This is a genomic window from Mucilaginibacter terrae (assembly GCF_042679325.1).
GTDB classification, from domain to species: Bacteria; Bacteroidota; Bacteroidia; order Sphingobacteriales; family Sphingobacteriaceae; genus Mucilaginibacter; species Mucilaginibacter terrae.
The window spans coordinates 80,649-104,090 of sequence record NZ_JBHTMJ010000010.1 but is presented as its reverse complement, the minus strand read 5'-3'; the positions used below and the strand labels follow the sequence as shown (position 1 = coordinate 104,090).

Annotated in this window: 21 protein-coding genes and 1 pseudogene; 5 read left to right on the top strand and 17 right to left on the bottom strand. The window is 40.7% G+C overall.

Features of this window, described 5'->3' with window-relative positions; translation table 11 throughout:
- Positions 1 to 36 precede the first annotated feature (36 nt).
- The 3 genes from ACFQ3S_RS08970 to ACFQ3S_RS08960 all read right to left on the bottom strand — a co-directional run bounded on the left by ACFQ3S_RS08970 (position 37) and on the right by ACFQ3S_RS08960 (position 2,066).
- Positions 37 to 498: a hypothetical protein gene (locus tag ACFQ3S_RS08970; protein ID WP_377163471.1), complete on the bottom strand. Its 462-nt coding sequence runs from the start codon at positions 496 to 498 to the stop codon at positions 37 to 39.
- 973 nt (positions 499 to 1,471) lie between these two features.
- Positions 1,472 to 1,735, bottom strand: coding sequence for a hypothetical protein (locus ACFQ3S_RS08965; protein WP_377163469.1), 264 nt, complete (start codon positions 1,733 to 1,735; stop codon positions 1,472 to 1,474).
- A gap of 4 nt (positions 1,736 to 1,739) precedes the next feature.
- Positions 1,740 to 2,066: a hypothetical protein gene (locus ACFQ3S_RS08960; RefSeq protein ID WP_377163467.1), complete on the bottom strand. Its 327-nt coding sequence runs from the start codon at positions 2,064 to 2,066 to the stop codon at positions 1,740 to 1,742.
- A gap of 42 nt (positions 2,067 to 2,108) precedes the next feature.
- Here ACFQ3S_RS08960 and ACFQ3S_RS08955 point away from each other — a divergent pair, with 42 nt between their 5' ends.
- On the top strand, positions 2,109 to 2,411 hold the full coding sequence (locus ACFQ3S_RS08955) for a hypothetical protein (protein WP_377163465.1): 303 nt from the start codon (positions 2,109 to 2,111) through the stop codon (positions 2,409 to 2,411).
- A 476-nt stretch (positions 2,412 to 2,887) separates the two neighbouring features.
- Here the strand turns inward: ACFQ3S_RS08955 and ACFQ3S_RS08950 are convergent, their stop codons facing one another.
- From ACFQ3S_RS08950 to ACFQ3S_RS08910, 9 genes are all read right to left on the bottom strand, one after another.
- Complete coding sequence (locus ACFQ3S_RS08950) at positions 2,888 to 3,436, bottom strand: hypothetical protein (protein WP_377163463.1); 549 nt, start codon at positions 3,434 to 3,436, stop codon at positions 2,888 to 2,890.
- 18 nt (positions 3,437 to 3,454) lie between these two features.
- The gene (locus ACFQ3S_RS08945; RefSeq protein WP_377163461.1) at positions 3,455 to 4,054 is read right to left on the bottom strand and encodes a hypothetical protein; all 600 of its coding nucleotides are present in this window, start codon (positions 4,052 to 4,054) and stop codon (positions 3,455 to 3,457) included.
- Between the two features lie 45 nt (positions 4,055 to 4,099).
- Positions 4,100 to 4,390 carry a hypothetical protein gene (locus ACFQ3S_RS08940; RefSeq protein ID WP_377163460.1) on the bottom strand — a complete coding sequence of 97 codons (291 nt, stop codon included), beginning with the start codon at positions 4,388 to 4,390 and terminating at the stop codon, positions 4,100 to 4,102.
- Positions 4,391 to 4,403: 13 nt separating this feature from the next.
- Complete coding sequence (locus ACFQ3S_RS08935; protein WP_377163458.1) at positions 4,404 to 5,651, bottom strand: glycoside hydrolase family 88/105 protein; 1,248 nt, start codon at positions 5,649 to 5,651, stop codon at positions 4,404 to 4,406.
- Between the two features lie 133 nt (positions 5,652 to 5,784).
- Positions 5,785 to 8,094 (bottom strand): carbohydrate-binding protein, encoded by a 2,310-nt coding sequence (locus ACFQ3S_RS08930; protein WP_377163456.1) that lies wholly within the window; start codon positions 8,092 to 8,094, stop codon positions 5,785 to 5,787.
- A gap of 425 nt (positions 8,095 to 8,519) precedes the next feature.
- Positions 8,520 to 11,219, bottom strand: a complete 2,700-nt coding sequence (locus ACFQ3S_RS08925; protein WP_377163454.1) for a glycoside hydrolase family 2 protein — start codon at positions 11,217 to 11,219, stop codon at positions 8,520 to 8,522.
- A gap of 158 nt (positions 11,220 to 11,377) precedes the next feature.
- Positions 11,378 to 12,301, bottom strand: a complete 924-nt coding sequence (locus tag ACFQ3S_RS08920; RefSeq protein ID WP_377163452.1) for an FKBP-type peptidyl-prolyl cis-trans isomerase — start codon at positions 12,299 to 12,301, stop codon at positions 11,378 to 11,380.
- A gap of 186 nt (positions 12,302 to 12,487) precedes the next feature.
- Positions 12,488 to 12,622, bottom strand: coding sequence for a hypothetical protein (locus ACFQ3S_RS08915; RefSeq protein ID WP_377163450.1), 135 nt, complete (start codon positions 12,620 to 12,622; stop codon positions 12,488 to 12,490).
- Positions 12,623 to 12,627: 5 nt separating this feature from the next.
- Positions 12,628 to 13,518, bottom strand: coding sequence for a LacI family DNA-binding transcriptional regulator (locus ACFQ3S_RS08910; protein WP_377163448.1), 891 nt, complete (start codon positions 13,516 to 13,518; stop codon positions 12,628 to 12,630).
- Positions 13,519 to 13,744: 226 nt separating this feature from the next.
- Here ACFQ3S_RS08910 and ACFQ3S_RS08905 point away from each other — a divergent pair, with 226 nt between their 5' ends.
- The 4 genes and pseudogenes from ACFQ3S_RS08905 to ACFQ3S_RS08890 form a co-directional block, all read left to right on the top strand.
- Positions 13,745 to 15,403, top strand: coding sequence for an alpha-L-fucosidase (locus ACFQ3S_RS08905; RefSeq protein ID WP_377163446.1), 1,659 nt, complete (start codon positions 13,745 to 13,747; stop codon positions 15,401 to 15,403).
- Between the two features lie 142 nt (positions 15,404 to 15,545).
- Positions 15,546 to 15,815 (top strand): glycosyl hydrolase, encoded by a 270-nt coding sequence (locus tag ACFQ3S_RS08900; RefSeq protein ID WP_377163711.1) that lies wholly within the window; start codon positions 15,546 to 15,548, stop codon positions 15,813 to 15,815.
- Positions 15,816 to 15,926: 111 nt separating this feature from the next.
- Positions 15,927 to 16,292, top strand: a complete 366-nt coding sequence (locus tag ACFQ3S_RS08895) for a hypothetical protein (RefSeq protein ID WP_377163444.1) — start codon at positions 15,927 to 15,929, stop codon at positions 16,290 to 16,292.
- A 307-nt stretch (positions 16,293 to 16,599) separates the two neighbouring features.
- Positions 16,600 to 16,884: pseudogene (locus tag ACFQ3S_RS08890) on the top strand (glycosylhydrolase-like jelly roll fold domain-containing protein); the annotation flags it as partial.
- Positions 16,885 to 17,141: 257 nt separating this feature from the next.
- On the opposite strand, the gene ACFQ3S_RS08885 reads toward ACFQ3S_RS08890, so the two are convergent.
- The 5 genes from ACFQ3S_RS08885 to ACFQ3S_RS08865 all read right to left on the bottom strand — a co-directional run bounded on the left by ACFQ3S_RS08885 (position 17,142) and on the right by ACFQ3S_RS08865 (position 23,436).
- Positions 17,142 to 18,155 carry a LacI family DNA-binding transcriptional regulator gene (locus ACFQ3S_RS08885; RefSeq protein WP_377163442.1) on the bottom strand — a complete coding sequence of 338 codons (1,014 nt, stop codon included), beginning with the start codon at positions 18,153 to 18,155 and terminating at the stop codon, positions 17,142 to 17,144.
- 773 nt (positions 18,156 to 18,928) lie between these two features.
- A complete protein-coding gene (locus ACFQ3S_RS08880; RefSeq protein WP_377163440.1) occupies positions 18,929 to 19,264 on the bottom strand; it encodes an L-rhamnose mutarotase in 336 nt (111 codons plus the stop codon).
- Positions 19,265 to 19,662: 398 nt separating this feature from the next.
- Entirely contained in the window at positions 19,663 to 20,430 is a 768-nt protein-coding gene (locus ACFQ3S_RS08875; protein ID WP_377163438.1) for an SGNH/GDSL hydrolase family protein, read from the bottom strand.
- Between the two features lie 85 nt (positions 20,431 to 20,515).
- Positions 20,516 to 21,817: a rhamnogalacturonan acetylesterase gene (locus ACFQ3S_RS08870; protein WP_377163436.1), complete on the bottom strand. Its 1,302-nt coding sequence runs from the start codon at positions 21,815 to 21,817 to the stop codon at positions 20,516 to 20,518.
- A 263-nt stretch (positions 21,818 to 22,080) separates the two neighbouring features.
- The gene (locus tag ACFQ3S_RS08865) at positions 22,081 to 23,436 is read right to left on the bottom strand and encodes an alpha-L-fucosidase (protein ID WP_377163434.1); all 1,356 of its coding nucleotides are present in this window, start codon (positions 23,434 to 23,436) and stop codon (positions 22,081 to 22,083) included.
- Positions 23,437 to 23,442 lie beyond the last annotated feature (6 nt).

Here is a 23,442-nt window from a genome sequence, read left to right as displayed (position 1 = left end):
CGGCATCGCATTTTGTTTGGTTTGACATATTGAGGTTCAGTTACCCGACATGCTTTTTGTATAACCTGTTTGTGTTGGCGGCTTTAACATTTTAATAATTTCCGCATTTGTAGGTTCCTGATTACGCAGCATGCCCAGGTCGTGCCAGGTCAGTGTTATACTAGATGACGTCTCGCGATTTTTGCCTGTTTCTAAATAGCTTTCGCGCCACTTCACCGCAGCACGTTCATTATGGTCGTAAAGTATGGACCTGTCGGTAGTCTGCCTGCTCTCGATATCCAGAAACGTATTAATCCGGACTGACCCACCTTTTTGGTAACGGACTTTTTTAGTGAAACGGATCTCCTCAGCCGATCTGGCAACGACCCGATCAAGCCTTTGCGATCTGTTGTAAAAGTAATGGCAGGTCCAGGTGTCGCTCATATCCGCCTGGCTGCGCTGTGTTTTAATAATGGCTTGATTGATCTGCTTCGTTACAACCGGTCTATAGTTGACCAATGGTAAAGTTGCTAAGATCGGGTAGTCTCCCAAACCGTCTGATAGCAAATTTAATAAAGCCATGATCGAATGTTTTCTGGTTGTTTCTTCTTTGAAACGAGCGTAAGAATCGGGAAAAAGCTGATAGCGATCCGACTCATTGATGATGACAGTAGATGTTTCGTCCTGAAGATCTATACGGGTACTGTCTGTAATCAGCCCATCGGACAATATGGGGCGGCTGTACAACCATAAGCTGCTGCCGGCTGCACCCAGCCGGTAAGCGGTCCCCTCCGAAACCACGCCGCCAGCTATGGTGTACACCGTAAGGCGATCGTCACCCTTATTCCTGACATATAGATACCGGCTGGTATCACGGTCTGTGGACCCCTGTTGAATTTTGGTTATGACCACTCCGTAGGAACTGTCATGCGTTTGGCAAAAGCTAGTGGAGGCGAAACAAACAAAGCAGATTAGGCAGCAGAATTTTATCAGCATATGCTATTACAACTTTATAAGCAAATTATAGTTTGATTTAGCACTAAGGTCGCTCTAACTGAAGATCAGCGCCAAGATAAATATCTGCTGGACGGCTGACGACCATTGTAAGGCGGCCATTGACCATGATGATCTTTCCGGAAGCTGTGAGGCTGGTGTCCAAAGGAGAAGCGACCTGCCGATTGATCTCTCTACGCGCCTGTATTTCAGTCAGTATCCTTTTCCTGGCTCTACCAGTTAAGCTGATGACTAACGATTTCGCCGGGTGCTTGGAATCCAACTTGAATGTTATTGTCCGGCTATTGTCTATAGTATGAAAGCGCGGGCAGTTCACCTTAATGATCTTACCTACATATTTTGAGGCTTCCTCCAAAGGACTGTTGTTTGTATTAGCCCTGGGATTAATACATAAAGCAGAAAGATTATTTTTGTCATGCAATGCGGTTTATTTTGATGCTATCAGGATTTATGAATAACAATTTATTCATAAATATTTTCAGTTATTCTCGTCGCCAATTTTCAACAGGAAATCACAACTTTCCAGCAAACGACCTAAATTAACCGCCATTGCGTTTTCTTTGCCACCGTTCTCCACCCATTGTCCATTGAAATTGGTAATCACAATAGTTTGGCTGTTAAGTAAACAAGTGTAATATACCTGGCTATCTGTTTTATCGACATTGCCCCGAATTTTCAGGCTACGAGGTTCTTCGGTAATAAAATCTGCCCAGCTAATCGAATATAAAGGTTCCTCATCCATAAGATTAGTTTTTCAACCGACATAAATCATCGATCATCCTTTTGATGGATTGATCGGTATAACCATACAAACCCTCGCCGATCCTTTTTAGTTCAGGCGGTGGAAGCACCAGTTGCCCATCTTCTTCAATCCTTACGCCATCCTGAAAATCCACGTGATGAGAGGAGAAAGAAAGTATGTATTTGTGGCTTCTTCTGTCAAGTTCGATTCTGAACAGTGTGGGTGATCCTGCTTGTTCAGGCAGTAGTTCAAAAGAGAATCCATGCTTGTGAAGCGTTTCACCACCTACGCGGTTAAATGCATCCCAATAGTCGCGGTGTACTTCGTTCATCAAACAAACAACATAAATCGCTTTCTATTGTTTAACAGATAGATGATACACACTTCCGAACAAGTACTTGAAGCCGCCCGGGAAATCCTTGAACGGTATCAGATCAAGCATATGGACATCGGGACACCCAAACCGATGTCGGACTACCAAAATCAAACCGGTGCTCCCGAAATTGATGTGTGGGTGGTTAATTATACCTATATGGTTTTTCAGGAAGAAGATGCTTTTATTTATTTGAACGACCAGGACGAACTTAAATTAATTTATATCATGAATGGCCATGGATATTTAACTGCTAATGATCTGCTATCATCAAAGAAAGGTAAGACCCACATCAGGCGATAAACTCAACCTTACGGTGGATAACATTTTGTAATCCGGGGTGCTTGAGGTGTAACAACCCAATTAAAGACACGTAATAGCAACTTAATGACCAAAGTTATAAAATCGCAGTTTCATGATATTATGCTGGAATTAATCGGGTGGGATGAGCCGAATAACGGACGACTGTTGCGTATATGTAATCTTTTGATTAACGGAAAACTCGAAAACGCTAAATATTTTGAAAACTGGAATCGGCTTGATCAGCGATTGGATAAGCTCAGCTTTGACTCTCCTGACAAAAAATACGTTTACATTCCTGCCGAGTCAGGTGGTTTTTTAATAGATACAAACACACTCAACAAAATTCAGCTGCCTTATAAACGCTTGTCGACCTTAACACTCCTAGCGAATTATCTCGATAATGACATGTTGGTGCTGGTATATAGTGATGAGATCATCAAATTCAATATGTCCAACTATATAACCGATCAGTTTTATCAGCCGCTAATTCGGTGTTTCGGATCTACGTTCTTCGCTGCCGCTACGGCCTCTTCAATGGCTTCAAAACAGCGCATCTTTTCATTTTCAGATAGCAGCAAAATGATCTTATGTGTTTCCGAACCCGTCCTTATGTTGATCACCCGGTTCACCAGAAATTGTTGCTCAGTGTCCATATCGGTGACGTCACTGTAACTGATATTGCCGTAATTTTCGGAAAAAAGAACCCCGCCGCGTACGCCGCCACGCAGATAACGCAGGCCTGAGCGGTTAATTTCTAACTGTACTTTTTTATAAAGGTCCTTTAGCATCCAATAGGCGAAGAGCGGAAGAGCAAGCGCCCCAATTGACGCGCCCAGTATGAATTTCGCCGTTTGACTCCAATGGTGCCAGAAGTCTGGAGGCCGCTCATGGTATAAATTAACGATCGTCGATATGAGTGCGTAAAACGCTCCGGCGAACAAAAGCCCAAAAAAGCAATAGCGCCAAAAAGCGATGTAAACTACGGTCGTACCGTCAGGCCTTTTTTCGATTAAATCATACATCATTGAATGCAAAGCTTATCATTACTTATTAAACTGTATACCCAAATCTGATAAAATATAGGGAGTCATAAATCCCGCAACAAAACCACCGATAATGCAAAACCCACAAAGGATGAATAGCGGTATAGCCCCAATCATGTAATATATTGGACGGCTTTCTCGCACTTGTATAAAATACTGGCTGTAGTCTACCGGTGTATCGGGGAATAATTTCAAGAACAGTCGTTCAAAAAAAGATACACCCGATCCCTCCACAATTTGAATTCTGTACTTTCCGGGTTCAGCATAGAACCGGTTGGTTTCCACCCGTGCGGTATCCAGACTGTTAAGATAAGGGTGGAAAATAGATGGTCCCATGGAAACCATCTCGCCGGATGGTTCGTGAAAAAGCTTTAAAATGAATTTATCTATTGCAGTACGTTGAAATAACCGGCCTCTGTGCCAAACAGCATAGACGCCCGCATTTTTAATTTCGAAATGGATTTCTTTATCGGTAAATGGCTTTTCTGCGATCACCTCTCCGTTAAATACATTCTTCAGCATACGAATGGTTTTGACAAGTAAAAATACGCCTACCGGTACTAAACAAAAGAAAAGTATTCTGAAGATAGTTAAGCTCATAAGGTGTTCTCTGATAGAAACCGTATTCAATGTCCAAAGTTTCATTTACCGGCAACAATAAGTGATTACACCAAACTCTTTTAATAAATCATTTTTCAGGTCTGCTGTGCCTATTATGATAAAAGATTTGTTAATGCCTGCCCCGTTCTTTTTAAAATCCGAAGCATAATTACTTACCGGCTTACTTTGTGTGCCTTGTCCGTACACCACCCAATCTTTTGTGCCTGCGGTACTCAGATCGAGCCAACTGCAATTGAATACTGATGCTCGTTCAATTTGAGCAGATGTTGTGTAGTAAGCAATTAACAGCAAATATGTAAAGAGTTTTTTTCTCATGTCCAGGTCTTAATCAGGATTTAATCATGCGGATCATTTCAAGGCCGGCATGTAAAAACGCCCCCGATGCATATTCATTGGAGTCTTCGGGAAGTACTACTGTTGGTTCGTGACCAACTTTTTGCACTGAGCCAAGCTTTCCATCAGCGTTTACCTTCGAAACCAACCTGCTCCAAGCTTTTATAACCGCCGGCTTAAACTCTTTTTCGGACAAGATACCATTATTAATACCCCAGGCCATAGCGTAACAATAAAGGCTGCTTCCACTGGTTTCCGGATCGGGATAGGTTTCCTGATCATATAAACTGCTTCTCCATAAGCCATCGTCGCCCTGCAAATGTTTAAGCTTTTTAGCCATGCTAACAAATTGATTAACGAACTTATTTCGATTGCTGTAATTTTTAGGCATATTTTCTAAAACTCTTGCCAACCCCGCCAGTACCCATCCGTTTCCCCGGCCCCAAAAAATCTTTTTCCCGTTTTTTTCTGTTTTCTGTAGTCCGTTAAGTTTCGGCTTGTAGGCGCTGTCCCTATAGAATAAGCAATCATGGTCATCATATAAATAAACAGAAGTTTCCCACCACATTTTATCCATCGCTTTAACGTAAGAGTCGTTGCCGGTTACTTTGCTGAGCATAGCATAAGCAGGCGGCGCCATGAACAATGCATCGCACCAGGACCAGTTGACATTTTTTGACCATCCAAACTTTTCACCGGGCATAGGATCCTTCACAATAGCATCAAATGTTGATTTAGCATGGGCAATCATTTTTTCATCGCGCCTTATAGCATATAGCTGGATATATACTTGCGACACTACCTGATCATCCGCATTCCTCGCCTTTTTACCTAATTCCCAATTATTGCTCTCTCCCCAGGCTATGGCTTTCGAAAGGTATTTGGAGTCCCCGGTAGCTTCGTAAGTAGCTACAACACCGGTAAAAAATACGCCCCGTATCCAGCCGTTATTAAAAATCTGTTCCGGTTTCCCGTTAGACATAACGGTGGTATTGGTGAAGTTATTAAGCTGATAATCACAAACCTTTTTCATGATTTGCCGGATGTCTTTTTTATTTAGTTGGGGTACAGGCCGGTGGGTAGCCAACGAAACAGCAGATACACGGAAGCCACATAGCATAACAAGTACAGTCAGCAATTTCAGGCGCTGAAAGGCGGGTGTTTCAAATAAGACCATAAAAATAAATACAGGGATATTGTCCTGGCGACTGTTGCCAATACCATTGTTAGCTTTTGTTATCATTATGGTAAATGTTTTATTATGTAGAGGGTAGCACAGCGTCCCGTACACGGTTTATATCAAATGGGCATAGCCGGATTATGGAATAAGATTAGCTTAGATTTTGAGGTTTATGGTTTCTTTTTGGGACCTTTCATTATTGCGAGCGGAGCAAAGCAACCGGCCATACCTTGATCTCCAACCCCTGATCGCCTGACTGCTCAAAGGGGCCCGGATAAGGATTTGCAGGATCGCGTTTGTGACCAAAATAATCGTAATTAATGATTAATGGAGAACCATCTGGCTTGGTAAAACCTTGGTTTGGAATGATCGCCTTCCCTAAACTTTCTGTTGTTACCATTTTACGTTTTTGTCCGTTTATCCAATTGCTAGACGATCTAAACTTCATATACCAGCCGTCTTTTTTTTGGATAACACAGGGTTTAGAATCAAAATTTGGGGAAACCAAGGCCGTAGAATCACTCAATAAGTCGTTTGCATTTTTTGCCACCACATTGCCGGCATACTTAATTGGCAATTTAGCTTCCCGCCATTTGCCCAATGTGGCCTGATCAGTAAATATGTTATTGTACCATTGCCAGTCGCCACCGGGGTTAGCGGATTTCCCGTTAGAGGTCGTTTCATGGGGCCGGTATAGAAATGAAAACCGCCCACTCTTATCAATTCCCCCTGTTGTTGCACCATAAATAAAGTTGTGTACCAACGCTATGCCTTGGGCATTTAAATTGAAGGATATTTTAGAAAGTAAGATATTGTTAGCAAAGAAAGTTGGACCATGAGAAATCTCAACAAACACATCTTCGGTGGCATTGTTGTCGTGAAATAGATTTCCAATTACCTGTACTCCTTGTGCTCCCCAATCTAGCCAAAGCCCACGGTTGGCATGGTAAATATGATTGTTCTTTATAACAGCATCTATAGCAAAATGAAGTTTGATCCCTGCCTGTTCGTAACCATCGAAAGTTTCATCAATGCAAACATCATGAATATCATTGCCTTCAATAAGGCTAAACGAACCGCCACTACTACCAACTATCCCCGCCTGGCCACATTCATAAATTTGATTATTACGTATGATATGAAAACCTGCATCTTCTTTTGTCCATGATGCAAGCTCATAATAATTCATAAGCTGCTGTTGTGTTTGACCGCCGTTAGGCTCGGGATATACTTTATAGTGCAGTTTTTGGTAATGGTGTGCATGCCCGAACGTAGGGCGGCCGAGCGATATACCCGTACAACGTGAATTACGTATCACATTATGCTCAATTATCCATCCCTTTGCCCAACGAGGACCAATTAGCCCGGGTTGTTCTGCTGATGGCGGTGCCCAATTGGTAGCCGCATTCTCTAGCGTAAAACCACGTACGGTAATGTAGTTGACCCCTGTTTTGTTAGGATAAAAAACTTGTGACCGCACTGAAACTTCTACAGCTTTCTTATTGGGGTCAATTCCTGCTGGAAATTGTGCCCATATGGTCGTTTTCCCATTAGGTTTAAGCGCTGGAGCTCTAATAACAAGGCACACATCTTGTTTTCCAGAGAGCTTTCTCAACATTTTAAGCTTAAATACAGCATACGTTTCCCAATCGCCCGTATTGGTAACCAAGGCCGAGCCCAATAATTCACCATCCGGATCTTTCAGGTGCATTTCAACAGTGCCCCCTTTTGAGAATGTAGACGCCTGAAAATTTAAGGTATCAGTACCACTCCTAAAGTCTACGCCATCAAAATGCAGAACAGAGCCATCCTTTAAATAAGCAAAGGGCCAACGGGTAATAGATACCCATGCAGCTTGGTCACCACCTTCTACTGATGCCTCCATGGAAGTCATCTGCTTTCCCCCGACAGGGCAAACCCACTCAAAATTCATCACCACAGGACCGCCGTTACCAGCTGCTTTTGCGTACCATAACGGTTTATCACCAATTGGTTTTGTAACCTCCTCCAATGAAAAAGTTTCGCGTATCCGTTTTCCATTCAAGTAAACACTGCCCGTATGGTTACGTTTAGGAAGTGTTCCCTTTTTTGAAAAATACCAACTGCCATAGAGTTGTTCATCAAAGGGATTTGTTTTTCCGAAAAATGAATTTGGCAGGGTTCGCGTCCAAGTCTGATTCTGCACTTTTTTCCAACCATTAACTGGCTCGGACCCTGTAATTACTACATTTTCGCCTTTTGCAGCTTGATAGGTAATGCGCTTGCTGTCTGAAGAACCGCCTCTCGGAGGCGCTATAGACTCTCGGTAAATACCAGCGTGCACTGTAATTACGTCGCCCGGCATCGCTTTATTAGCCGCCGCCATAATGGTTTTTAATGGCCTGTTTGCCGAGCCAATATTAGCATCGTTACCCCTTACAGACACATGAAATTCGTGATAAAGATCTTTTATTACCCTGCTCTTTGTCAACTGGGCCGAAATCTGATTTGAGATCAGAGATAGCATAAAGAAGCTATATATTGATAATTTCCAATTTTTCCTATGCATATATTTTTCTTATTGAGAACTTGGACTTAAAACCGATTAGTATAAATGCCAACATGTACAGGGATACTTTTAGGTTAGAGTCACAAAAACCGTTAAATTCTTATTGATCTTTCTATCTGCTGTCGGTCCAATTTAAGGATAGTTCACCCGAACTTCCTCTATTGGCGGGAATGAACCGCTCTTCCTTTAAAAGAAAAACCTCACCATAAATTGTCATTCCACGATGTGCTCAGGTATATTACGGCAATGGCAACAGTTTTTCAATTTCCTTTGGTTTAGTATATCACTAATTGTGTTCTAGGCTGTTTGATAGAAAAAACATAATTGATAAATGTCATCAAATGCATATTCGACACTTTTTGCAGGAGATCTTCCACATCGTTTCATCTAAAATCAAACCATAAAGTTCCGCTCACAGGAGTTGAATTTGGCATCACATTCTTTTCTCCTTGGGGGCCTAAGCCGGTAGCTGAATGAAATTTTGCTCCTATTGGTGATATTGCATTTAAAAATCCCAGGTTGCCTTCTGGAAAGGCTGGCTGCAGGGCCTTTGGAGCATGTACGGAATTGTCGGGCTTCATCATTTCCAGGAACAAGTTGGTATCCTCGGTGAAAACGGTAAATTGAGATTCCTTGTTTTCGATAACCGTCCAATATAACTGTGCGTGATATCCTTTAAATTCCGGATATTTATAGGTTTCTCCCGTTATCGTGTTATTATACGCCTTATGCCATAGACCAAATTCCTGACCTTTTAACCGGTTCTTCCAAACCCTGTAAGGGCCTCTGCCCAACCATTTCATGCCGGTTACTTTATCCTCAGGATAATCAAAAGTAATTCCTCTGAAATCAGCATCACCACGTTGTAAATAGCTATACTCCAGCTTCGCAGGTAAACCGGTTTTGAATGTCCATTTTGTTTTTAGAAAGTTTTTGTCGCCATTGAAATTAGCCTGTAATATCAAGCTGCCGTCCTGCTGATTGGTTTTGAACGACTCTAACTCCAGTTTAACGCCGGCTAATACAGGTCCGTTTTTTAAAGAGATAAGGGTTCCATTTTTATTAACAGATTTTAAAAGTCCGTTTTTTTTATCGAAAGTATAAACCATGTTGCCAGCATTGATAATCAACGATTCGTCAATATTTTTGAAGGTTACGTCATTTTTACTTTCCGACTTACTACCTATGTTTTTAAGTGCTATTTGCGCTGCACTTTTTATTGACCAAGTCCACTTAAATATTTTTTTGCCATAAGGGTCGGTTGCAGTAAGGTACAAGGCGTCGTTCTGCCGCCATTGAGCGGGCAGGTTTAAGTTAAGAAATCCTTTTGCACCAGGTTCAAGATTAAATGCAGGAACTTGTCTCGTGTAATTCACCTTTGGCTTTGTTATTTTATCTGTGCTGAGTGGAAATGTTACTAACTCGTAACTAAAATGACACTGCTTTAAATTTGTGTATATATACCGGTTCTCCATTGGAACTGTGCCGGCAAAAGATGGTGAAATTACCCGCATATTAATATAAACCGGAGACCAGATCTCTTTAATGGTAAAAAAACTGCCTTCCTTTTCGCGATGTGGACCAACTATACCATCTGGTGCACGCTCGTTGGATGTATCCATTTCATTATTACGGTCTTTGCGAATAACACCTTCGTCAGCAAATGCCCATACAAATCCACCGGCAAAGTACGGGTATTGCATCATTATATTCCAGTAGTCATCGAGGGTTGCTCCAGCCCCGCCATCATAATTGCCATGTACAAATTCGGTAGGCAAGTAAACATCATTTCCATATAATAAATTGTTCACCAAATAATTATACTCAGGATAATGTCTGGTATCAATTCCGTTAAAACGGTCCCAGGGATGCAGCACCAATCTTTTCTGCGGATCATAAAGTGAAAAATCACTGTCGAGATTTGTGTTCCAGCCACCTTCATTACCATTGTCCCAAAAAACGATAGAAGGATGGTTAACATCTCTAACAACCATTTCTTTAACTAACTTTCGTCCGACAATCGTATCCAAGCTACGAGACCAGCCGGTCAATTCGTCAAGTACAAATAATCCTAACGAATCACAAACATCCAAAAAATGCTGATCGGGCGGATAATGTGACATCCTAACCGCGTTCATGTTCATTTCCTTCATTAATTTAACGTCCAGAATGCTTAAGTCTTTGCTCATCGTACGCCCGCTTTCCGGCCATTCACTATGACGGCACACTCCTTTAAAAACAACCCTTTTGTCATTTACATAAATTCCGTCGTGCTTACGTAGTTCTACCGTTCTAAATCCAAATCTTTGCTTACCCGTGTGGACTATTCCGCGACTGTCCGTTAAAGAGATGCTGAGATTATAGAGATTAGGAAACTCGGGATTCCAGGTCTTGATATGATCAAAGTGATGGTTTAGGCTTATTGTTTGTTCCCCTTTTTTTGATTTGGCAACGAAACTTGCGCCAATCTTATTACCCTTTAAATCCTCCAGTTGTCCGGAAACAATACTGCCTTCCTTTAAATTTACACCATAAACATCAAGACTTAAATTACCGTTGGCTTTGGCGTTAACTGCCCACCTATCCATATAAGAATCGGGTACTGCCTCTAAATAAACTGGTCGGAATATTCCGCTAAAAGTCCAAAAGTCAGCTTTCCTTTCAGCCAAATTTACCGACGCATTAGCTGATTGTCCGTCAACTTTTACTTCGAGTAAATTATCACCTTTGAGTTTGACTAAATTTGTAATATCGTATTTAAAGCGATAGTAACCACCCTGATGTATTTCGCCCGCACTATTACCATTGATCTTAACCTCTGTATCGGTCATAGCGCCTTCAAATACTATAAATATTCTTTTGTTAGCGTAGGTTGTAGGTACCGTAAATGTAGTTTTATAAAGACCGCTTTCTCCAAGTTCCGGCTGCGCATCCCGCCCATAATAGTATGATCCAAATCCCTGCAACTGCCAATTGGAGGGTACTGCTATTTTTGACCACTGGCCGCTATGGCTGCCTTTAGTGCAATAAAAATCCCATAATTGGGTATGGTCTTTATCTATCCCGGATAGATATTTTACCATAGTCTGCTGAGCTGATCCATGTAAGCTACAGCTCAACAAAATAATATTAGCTAATAGCAATCTGATACGTTTTTTCAAGATCTGTTTACGTTTAATGTGGCTGACCAGCATGATATTATGATGAAAATGGTTTGGTGTCATTGGATACGCAGGCTTTCTTAAATTCCTTTTTTCGGATGAATGACATTGACAACCTGAATTTCAAACACTAGAGGAGTATACGGTGGAATAGGCCCATTTCCCTGCTTATCATAAGCTAATTTTGAGGGTAAAATCAGGATTGATTTGCTTTTATTACGGAGATGGAGCAAACCTTCATCCCAGCCGCTGATAACCTGCTTTGCACCAACCGCAACTTTTACCGGTTCATAGTTCCTTTTCGCTGGTAGCTTGTTTTCGGCAGCTTCTTTTGAAAGGTTTGTTCCGTAAACTTTGTTGTTTGTAAACTTAGCCACGTAATTAATAACTGCCGTATCTCCTTTTACAATCATAGGTCCATCTCCAGGCATTTCGATAGCATATCTAAGACCGCTCGCTGTCTTTGTTACTTTTAAATGATGTTCGGCCACATAGTTCCCTATCTTAGAAGGTTCTGCCGATTTTAATTGATTATCTACAGTATGCTGGTAATCAATAATTAACTGACTAAATACAGCTTGTTGCTGGGGCGATTTTTTTGGAATTACTTTGTTAACGCGCAAGAAGTAGGTAATGAATTTAGATTTAAAGGGCGGCTTTTGTTGACCTGGCATTTTCTTCATCATGGAATCAACGCTCATTTTAATAATAGCACTGTCACCCTCACTCAATTGATTAAATGCGCTGGTGAGATCTCCGCGGAATATTGATTTGGTTAAAATAAAAGTTGTAGGTCTACCCAAATCGTAAGTGCTGCTGATCAAAGAATCATTGTCCGTTTTTATTTGCCCATGAACACTTACAAAATCTCCTTCTTTGATTAATGTCCCAGACTTTTGATCTATTACTTCATATGACGAACCTGCGCCGAGCGGTTTAAACCCATTAGAGCAGCCGTACAGGAAAATTGCACCAACAATAGCGAACAAATGCAGCTTTTTCATATATAATAATTATAGGTTTGATGAACCGGATATAAAAGTTAAATGACCAAAACGCTTATTATGGTTAACTATGTACTCCGCATCTCAGCACAATTGTAAGTAAAAAAACCGGTTTTGCAAATTTGCAGTTATTTGATTGAATTGCTTAGCTGTTCGAAATAATCAAATACCCTGCAAACAGAATGGTCAGCTTTGCAAAGCTGTGTGCTTAATGGATCCGCGGAGAATAATTTCAGCCGGTACAATAACCTGTCTCAAATCCGAATGTTTAACCTTTCCGTTTAACTTGTCCAGCAGTATACTGATCAACTGTTTAGCCATTTCTCCTATCGGTTGGGCAACCGCACTAATTGTAGGATTGTAGATACTAAAATTTCATGGTCATCAAAAGCGATAACCGCAATATTTTCAGGGATGCTTAATTTGAGATCATTAATAGCCTTTATACCGGTAATAGCAAGATAATTGGTGGCAAACAACAGTGCATCAATTTCGTTATGTTCTGTTAGATATCTGCTAATTTCACTAACGTTTGCATCATTGTCATTATCAAAGGAGACTTGTAAAATATTGCTTTTCAAGTCATTGTGATTTATTGCAGCTGTATAACCTGAGTAGCGCTCCAGCATTTGGTTTTGGTGTGAGGCCAGGGTTACAAATCCTATATTTTTGTATCCGCTTACGGCTAAATTAGTAGTTGCTTCGTAAGTGCTGTTGAAATTATCCAACATAACATAATCTGTCGAAAGAGTGTCGAAGTGGCGGTCAAAAAGAACCACAGGCAAATTGTCCTGTAACAGTTCACGGATTTCGTTTTCAATCCCGGGTGGTGGAGTAATGATATAACCATCTACATGCCTGTTTCGAAACATATTGATCAATTCCTTGGTTTTTTCAGTATCATTATCGGTACTACAGTAAATAATTTTGTAACCACTTTTATAAGCCAGTTCCTCTAAGTGATAAGCCACATGGGAAAAGAAATAATCAGATATTTTCTCCACCATAAGGCAAATCATTTTGGTTTTACCTGTGCTTAAACTCCGGGCTAACTGGTTTGGTTTAAATCCCTTTTCTTCGATATACTTGAGTACCTTCTGCGTTAATTCGTCGGTTATTCGCTTTTCTTTTGCTTTTCCATTAATGATAAAGGACACTGTAGATTTGGCTACATTAAGCTGTTGCGCAATATCGTTGATCGACAGTTTTTTCTTCATTTTCCCGGTCTTATTACTCTAGTATTGTAGTAATTATATACTGCAAATTAGTAAAAAAAAAGACAAAACCGGTTTTATTATCGTCAATTGTGTTTTCATTTATTAAATTCACAAAAACATGTTTGCAAAACCGGTTTTATTAATTTATAATTGTTGTTCGTGATCCAACCAATATCCCGTAAGCTTAAACGGATAATAACATTAAAATTAAATTAGTGCAGTCACAATGAAAAGAAGAACCATACTAAAAAGCCTTGGGCTCTCAACAACCGCCCTGATGTTAAATAAGCATCTTCAAGGATTTCCCTTAGATGGCTTAACGAGCCAAGTACCTGCTAAAGGCCCATTTCAACCTACTTGGGAATCACTTCAGAACAATTACCGAACGCCGAACTGGTTCAGTAAAGCAAAATTTGGCATGTGGGCCCACTGGGGGCCACAATGTCAACCTGAAGCTGGAGATTTTTATGCGAGGAACATGTATGTTCAGGGATCTAAAGCTTACAATATTCACGTAAGCAAATACGGCCACCCCTCCAAAGTAGGTTTCAAAGATGTAATAAAGGAATGGAAGGCTGAAAATTGGGATCCTGACGCCTTGGTGAAGTTGTATAAAAGCGCCGGTGCTCAATATTTCGTGGCGATGGCCAATCACTGCGATAATATGGATCTTTATAAGAGTAAACATCAAAAAAATTGGAATTCAACGAAATTAGGTCCTAAAAAAGACATTATTGCAGAGTGGTCACAAGCTGCAAAACGCCATCAGTTACCGTTCGGCGTAAGTGTACATGCCGCCCACGCCTGGATATTTATGGAGACTGCACAGCATGCTGACAAAACAGGGCCTTTAGCCGGCGTTCCGTATGACGGGAAACTGCAAAAAGCTAATGGTGCCGGCCAATGGTGGAATGGCCTTGATCCGCAGGAATTGTATGAACAGAACCATCCGCTTAGTGAAAACAGTGATGTAGACGGCATACTTAATAAACAATGGCGTTGGATAAACGGGGCATCAAAACCGTCTCAGGCGTATATTAAAAAATATTTTGACCGCACCCTTGATTTAATTGATTCCTATGGGCCAGATCTGGTTTATTTCGACGATCCTATTTTACCACTTTGGCCGATGACCGATGATGGATTGAAGATAGCGGCTCATCTATATAACAAAAGCCTGAAGGATCATGGTGAGCTTCGTGCAGTAATGACAATGAAAGGCCTCGACTCCAATCAACGTAAAGGTATGGTTTGGGATATTGAGCGCGGTTTGAGTAACGAGATAGAGCCGCTTCCTTGGCAAACGGACACGTGTATAGGGAACTGGCATTATCACAGGGGTATTTATGAGAGTAAAGCTTATAAATCTGCAAAGACTATCATTCAGATGATGGTTGATATCGTCAGTAAAAATGGGAATTTGTTATTGAATATTCCGGTTAGGGCAGATGGCACTATCGATGAAATTGAACAAGGTATTGTAGAAGAAATAGGCCGTTGGATGAAAGCGAACAGCGAAAGTATTTATGATACCGTTCCTTGGAGGGTTTTTGGCGAGGGACCTGCGCTGGAAGCTATAGCGGAGCTAAAAAGAGAAGGATTTAATGAGGGTAAAGGGAAACCTTTTACAGCAGAAGATATCCGTTTTGCCAGCAAGGGTAGTGTTGTATATGCCACAATTATGGGATGGCCCGAAAGTGGAAAAACAAAGGTCAAAAGTCTTGGAAAGAACTCGGATAAAAATGGAAAAAAAGTAGAATCAGTTCAGTTATTAAGTACAAAGCAGAAATTAGTATTCGAGCAAAAGGAAGATGCTTTATATGTGACTATGCCTGATAATAAACCATTAGAGTATTACGCTAATGCGCTAAAAATTCAATGCTAGTCGTGTTAATTTAAATTAAATATAACCCTAATCGTAAATAATTTACTCTTAGCTAATTTCCATCAATAACAGAAGAATTATACGATACGAAAGATAATGAAAATCCAATGGCGACAAGTTGATTTGTTAGGTTTTTTTTACGCTGATACTTTTCCCTTCTACTTCCTATTCGCAATCGGCCAACCGGCAAAAGGTTAATCTCGAAAATCTTTTTAAAACACCTGGGAATGACACAAAACCCTGGGTGTTTTGGTATTGGATGAACGCAGCAATAACTAAAGATGAGATAAAAGCAGACTTAGCCGCTATGCGGAGTGCTCGTATGGGTGGAGCTTACTTAATGCCAATTTATGGTGCTCAAAGTCCTCCGCTGATCAATCCGCCAGCTCAACAATTAAGTCCGCAATTTTGAATCTAGTGAAATATGCTTTAAAACAATCGGACAGCCTGGGTCAAAAATCGCTCTTCACGCCAGCGATGGTTTTGCGTTGGCGGCGGGCGTTGGATAACTCGGAACCTGTCCATGCAGAAAATCACCTCGGTTGAAAAAACCATAGCCGAGGGTAAACTTTACGAAGGTTATTTACCACGCCTTGCAACCGTTAAGAATTATCATCACGATATTGCTGTATATCCATACCCAGCTCCGGCTGGAACTTTAGCTTCAAACTATTTAATTCAACCAAGGGTCACAACAAGCACCGGCGAACACGCTTCATTTCTGGTAAAAAACGGCAATCAAACAGAATTTAAAAGTAAAAGCCGTTGCTGGATTCAAAACGAATTTGAAAAATCCTTTACCTGCCAGACTATTCAGGTTAAATCTAAGAAATATAGTTACCAGACTAACCGCGTGTTAATACAGGTTAGCGATGAATCAACGGGATAGCGGCCGGGTGGTTAACTTATCTTTACGGGCTTCGAAATATATTTCTGAACTATGTGATCCAGTTACCGGAGAAATGAGAATTGCAGGAGAATGGAAAATAACGAATAATAGGATCGTCTTACCTGTGTACTTTTCTAACAATGGCTCCATATTCATCGTGATGAAGAAGAGAACCGGGAAAATTACAAGACATGGCGGTTACAACTGGCCTAAGCTGAGAACAGTTCAAAATGTTGGTGGCTTATGGGATATCTTCTTCAACAATAATGCAGGCATTCGTTCAAATTAAGTTTCAGCTACAAAATTAACCGATTGGTCTGATAGCTTAGATGAGAAAGTAAAATACTACTCCGATACTGCGACTTATAGTAATACTTTTCATTTGAGTAAAGTACCTAAAGGCCCTCTCCGTATCGAATTTGGTGAAATCGCAAATATTGCTCAGGTTAAAATAAATGGTGCGCACTGCGGAGTGGCATGGACTATGCCGTACCGCTTGAATATTAGCAATGCCATAAGAGAGGGAAATAATAAACTGGAGATCAAATCACGAATACCTGGCGTAATCGACTCGTTGGAGGTAGTAAATTAATCGAAAGAGAGCCTTCCATTTTTACAACGGCTTGCCGTTATGGAAGGCTGCCTTTACTTAAATCGGGCTTATTTGGACCGGTCACACTAAAGATCGATACTAATTTAAGTCCATACAATAATTGAATTAATTGATAATACTTTTCTATCTGCTGCAATCACAGCAATTCTTTATGTATCGGATCAGAATATATATAGCCATTACTGCGGTATATTCAAGCTTGTAACAGTAAATAAAACGCATTGATTTTATCTTATCTAATTCCGCCCGCTTGAAGAATCTCGAACAATTAATTTGGGCGACAAAATGCATTTTTGTAAAGCATTATCCTCTGTCTTCAACTTTTTAAGTAATGTATCTATAACCAGAGTTGACATCTCCTCAATTGGCTGCGCTACAGCAGTAATAGATGGCTTATAAATTTTAAAAAATTCTTGATCATCAAAAGTCACAAAACCGATTTCTTCTGAAAGCTTCTTACCAGTGCTTAAAACTGCCTCAATTGCACTGATAGTAAAAAAGCTTGTAGTAACGAACATAGCATCAATTTCTTTATGCTTTGTTAAAAATTTCGCGATTAAACCCACCGCTTTCTCTGGTTCGGTTCCATACGGTAAAGCGCAAATTATTGGCTTAGACTCCGATTCCTTCAACGCTTTTTCATAGCCAATCTTACGATTATCCATCTCTAGCTGTTTTGACTTGATTGTAACTAAAGCAATGTGTTTATAACCGTTATCCAGCAAATGTTTTGTAGCGATATAGCCACCTTCAACATTATCGATGTAAATGATGTCCGTAATCACCTCCTGTAGCGATCCATTGAACAAAACTACAGGTATCTTACGTTTGAGCAGGCTATTAATTTCATTATTTGTCCCACTAGTGGGCGCAATTATATAGCCATCGACATGCCGATCGGCTAATAGTTCAAGCAGTCTTTTCCCTTTTTTAACATCATTATTGTCACTGGCATAAACGATTTTATAACCATGCTGAAAAGCCTTATCTTCAATAAATCTGGCTACGCTGGAAAAAAAGGGAATACAGATATCTTCAACTATTAGTCCAATAAGATTTGTTTTGCCTGTACTTAGATTCTGAGCTAATTGATTGGGCTTATAACCGCTTTCCTTTACATATTTTAATACCCGCTCCTCTAATTCTTTGCTGATTCGCTTTTCTCTAGCTTTCCCATTAAGGATGAATGAAACGGTGGATTTTACTACGCCAAGTTCGTCCGCGATAGTTTTTATTGATACTTTTTTCATTGTCAATGCTGTTTATACAGGAGTATGATAATGAGCTATTCTTAATATCAATTTAAACAGATATCATTGATAAATGTGATACAAGATATGAAGTCGCCATTAAAAGCTGCTAAGATAGCATTTTCGAAAAGTACTGCTGGAGTAATTTTATCAATATAAACATCAACTGGAAATGATGTTGCCTGATGTTAGGACATTAAGATGCGCTAAAGTGATGTGTTCAAGGCCGATTACAACTACTTATAACGCCATAGTAACAGATTCATTGTTTCGAGTTTGATTAGCCCCATCCTTTGTTGAGCTTCGGTTAAACCCGTTAAAGCTGGTGGCGGCTGTAAGGGTATAAGAACGACCTCCCGGGTATATTTAATGAACAATCCACCGGTATCAGCTACCCATCGTCCCTCTTGTAGTTTTGGCGGTTAAGCGGCCTTCAAAAAACATCCCTAAACCGTTTATATCATTATCGTACAAAATTTGTTTGTCAAATTTACGCCGGCCGGTTGAATCAAATAATTCCGGATGTTTATATTGCTCACGCCATCCCTTAATTTCGTTGAGCGTTCTTCTTTCGGCGTAACCCGGTGCCTGCCCTTTTAGCCAAATGGTATGCCGGCCCCCAAATCCCTTTCTGGCAAAACCGACTTGTTTTGCTCTAATATCACATTTCAGGAATCATAACGGGAAAGCTAATTTTTCAAAATCACGCGCCGTTCTTGCTAGCGATAGCATGCATAATAATCAGTACGTGTCTATTAGAATAAACGAGGTTGCTAAAGGTGAAACATTAAATTCATTAGTATCCATTTTTCACCATCCGGTGCCCATGGCAATGGTTGCTGATACTTCAGCATCATCTCCTCCCACTCCCTAATTTTAGGATTTGCTAAATCACTAAGCGCCTTGTCTTCAAGCGAAAATGTGTCAGTGGTTTCCATAATCATGAATAGACGGTTACCGGTTCGATAGATCTCCATAGTATTTATTCCTGCACGAATAATGCTATCGTTTATTTCCGGCCAACTGTTTTCCTTTCGGTGCCAGTGCTCATATTCGGCTATCAATTGACTATCATCAATGAGATCCAGAGCAAAACAATACTTTTTCATATTTTATCTTAAAAAAAATTAAATAGTGTTTTGAGATGAGTTAATTATTAAAGCCTGATTCAAAAATATTCCGAGTTCAATGCTATTGACATTTTATCTTTTCACGACTGTAATTGCCTTCGTCCTTTTAATTGCCAACGAATACTTTGTTCCTAACCACGCCCAAGATACGCAGGCTTGCCTAAACCAAACTGTTATGTAATAGGCCTGCATCTCATTTACCGACTATAAAAGCCGCCCGCTCCATACCCTTTTATACAGTTTCTTCTAAGATGACTTCTTAACCGATAAGGCTGCTTGTCTTATAAATTACCCAAGGTGCTCGCTTCAAAGGGAATTTTTGGTAAATTAAATTTCATCGGGTTGAAATTGATGTCATTGAATTTAAATCCCGCACGTTATCTAATGAACTTAAGTTTCTTTTCTACATGATGAATCCATTCACGGGCCATTAGTTCATGTCCTGCCGGCATAGGGTGTACGCCGTCCCATATCCAGTATTCAGCAGGTGCTTTTTTTAATGCTCTATTGAAAACATCCTGAAAAGGAACAAAAATGGTGTTGTAATCAATACTCAGCTGGCGAGCAGCTTGCCTATATTTGTCAAATTCAGCGGCATATACATCGAAATTTTCCCGCTTTTTACTATTAACCACCAAATAAAAAGGCTCACATATCACAATCTGGATATGAGGTAACTTTGCTATGGTGTCATCCAAAAGTGCGCGGTACCTTTGCTTGTAGTTTTCAACAGAAAAATTATTATCCCCTTTGGCAAATGCAGATACGTCGTTTACGCCAACCATAATGCTCAACAAATCAGGTTTAATGTCTAGCGTATCCTGCTGCCAGCGGGAAGCCAGATCCGTAATCTTGTTACCGCCGATACCCCGGTTAAAAAAATGAAAATCACTTTTAACATGATCATACCATAATCTACTGGCAATTAAGTATACATAATCCTGACCGAGCACATGGTTCCAATCCAAGTTTCTACCCCGGCCACCGTCTGTAATTGAATCACCCTGGAATAAAAATTTATACCCAGGATCAACGTTTTCTAAAACTGTTTTAACCGAGGCTTTGGCGATAGCAGGTAAAATTGGGAGTACGCTTAAAGTCAACGCTTGTTTCACGAAGCGGCGACGGTTGTGCGAATTATTCATATTGAGTTTTATCAGACTGAATTTGAGCGACTACAAAATTACAAACAGGGAAGTTAAGGGCACCTGAACGTTATTAAACAAGCCATTAGTTACCTAAAGGCTTAAAATTATAAACTTTAAGCCCTGGAGGCCAAATAATTGTGGATGGATCATCTGGATTCAAAGGATCGAACTGTTTAAAATCCTGCTTCACATATTTGGCGAGTTCCGGAGCAGCTTTCATGAGCGAACCCGCTATACATCGTGCAAGTTCATAGGCACCATAAACATTTGTATGAGTTCCATCTATAAAGGCTTTAGCAGACCCTTCCGCACCCCAGGTTTGATTGAGGACCATGCTCATCGCATTAAGATCAATTATTGGAATATTTTCGTCTTTGGCCAGTTTCCTCATTGCGTCCGGAAATTTACCTAAGCTATTTGTGGCCACTCCTGCCTGATTGAAACTACGGCGAGAAGTGGAAGTGACCATAACCGGGTTAATGTGACGTTTGCGTGCTTCAATGATCCACTCCATCAGTTTTTGTTTATAAGTAGTTTCCGCATCCAGATGATTGATACCATCTTTCTGATCATTATGCGCAAATTCCATAAATAAATAATCGCCGGCTTTAGCCATCTGCCAAATTTTTGCAAGCCGCATTTCTTTTTCAAAAGCAAGCATCGTTTCACCCGACTCCGCATAATTTGCTACAGCAACTTTTTTGGCTTTAAAAAAAGCCGGAATCATCATGCCCCAGGCTGCGCCGGGCTCTGATTCCCAATCACATACAGTAGAATTTCCCGCCAGAAAAATGTTGACTGCCTGATCGTTTCTACGAATTTCTAAAGCGCAAATCTTAGTTTCGGAGCCAGCAAATTCCAATGTCAGCAGTTTATCAAAACGCATGAGCTTTACTTCCCGATCGGTGATCTGCATTTTTCTCTCCGCATCTATTTCACTGCTCCCCATATGAACCGTAAAAACTGCAGTTTTAATTTCTCCAGCCTTTGTTGTTGTATTGGGGAACATATACCGCCTGCTCTCAGCACGAAGCGTCTGGGACGATGTTCCCTCGCTGTCTCCAAAAGTAACTTTCACATCATAGTTACCGTCGGGCAAGGTTAGCGCGAAGTAAAATGGGTTATCACTTGTAATAAAGTCACTGGTAAGCTCAGATCCTCTTTGTCTTGATATTTCCTGTAACCCGGCGGTAGACAAAAAACCGAACCCTTTTTGAGCGGTGAATTGCTGATTTGCCCTTATTTGGGTAAACCCAGTCGCTGCTTTTCCTGGCCCGAAATCATAATTTATGGGAACTGTAATCTGTTTTGATTGACCGAATGTAAAAAGGGTGAAAATGGTTAGCGTAAAAATAATGTTCAGCGCTTTAAATAGTGTTGTCATAGTAGTAGAGGTTATATTATTCATTTTATTAATCTTTATGTTTTGGCGAATAGAGATATGATCAAATCCGGAGACATCAGTTACCACTGGTTGCCATTATATAATTTTTAAATTAAATCTTAAATCCCGTTACCCGCCATGAAGGAAGATTGTCGAGTTTTCAATCACCAGCGCTTCGTCCTCCTGCTTCCAGCTTAGTTTTTCATTGCTCCCGAGTAAAGTAACAGCTGTTATACTTTTATTAGTAAATACAGATTATTTTCCTAAAAAAAATATTTGACAGCAACCACCGGACGATCCACACAGAAAGCATAGATGTTATCGCTCTTACTGGTAAAACGAATGTCGGTTGGCCGATATATGTACGTATCAGATAGTCCGCCGTAACGTCCTTTTTGCTGGTTGGTTTTAATGGTCGACGGTCCCTCGCCATAAATTTTCCATGGGCGTGTTGCGTAAATTCCTTCACCATTTGCAGCGATCCAGGTGGCCATACCTTCGATTATAGCAAGTACATCAGGTTCAAGATCGCCTTCAGGGGTTTGAACGATATTAATCAGCAGGTTCCCATTCTTACTAACTACGTCTATCAATATTTGAGCTATATCATCTGCACTTTTATATTGCTGACCCGTTTTGTAAAACCAATCCCCGATCGAAGTGTCTGTCTGCCATGGATAAGGGCTGATAGAGTCGAGCACAACCCGCTCTACATCCAGTAGCCATTTACCGCCTGACATCTGTTTTGCGGTATAAACAGCTTCTGTTCCGCCGCCGTTTCCGGCTAACTTATCATTATAATAGTGCGCGAGCATCGCACGGCCTATATCTCCAAAAGGAAGTACGCTATCTGAATACAGTAGGTCAGGATGGTAATTGTCAATTAGTTCAGTAACGCTCGCCAGCCATTCCTGTTGATAAGCTGGATTATGGGTCAACCGAGTGGTGACATCGGTTGAAGGCTGATGATAAAGGCTGACGTATTTGGGGTTAGCACCATCATAAGGAACACCAGCCAGCGGTCCGGTTTTGTCTGAGCTATGAGCAATTTGAATCCAGTTGAAACTAACTGCCAGGTGTTCTGATACACCAAACCGGAGACCTTCTTTTTTAGCTGCCTGCTGCCATAACCCCACAATATCCTTGTGCGGCCCCATATTAACAGAGTTCCAGGTATGTATCCTGGAATTCCACAAAAACAAATTATCATGATGGGAACCCATACTTACAAAATACTTCGCTCCTGCTTTCTTGTAAAGCTTCATCAACTGATCGGGATTCCATTTCTCCGCTTTCCATAAAGGTATGATATTCTTATACCCGAGTTGAGACGGTGGCCCGTAGTGTGAAATATGATACTTATTTTGATCACTGCCTTGCATATACATTTTTTTGGCATACCAATCGCCCCATCTTGGAACAGCCTGCGGCCCCCAATGAGCCCAAATGCCATATTTAGCATCACGAAACCAATCCGGATATCTGTATTGCTGGAATAATTCATCATTAGCCTGGTACGGGGCACCAATCAAAGGAACTGGTTGAGCATTTGTTTTTACAGTGAAAAACAGAGCTATGAATAGGCATATGTATATTTTGTCTGTATGTCTATTTTTCATATTAGC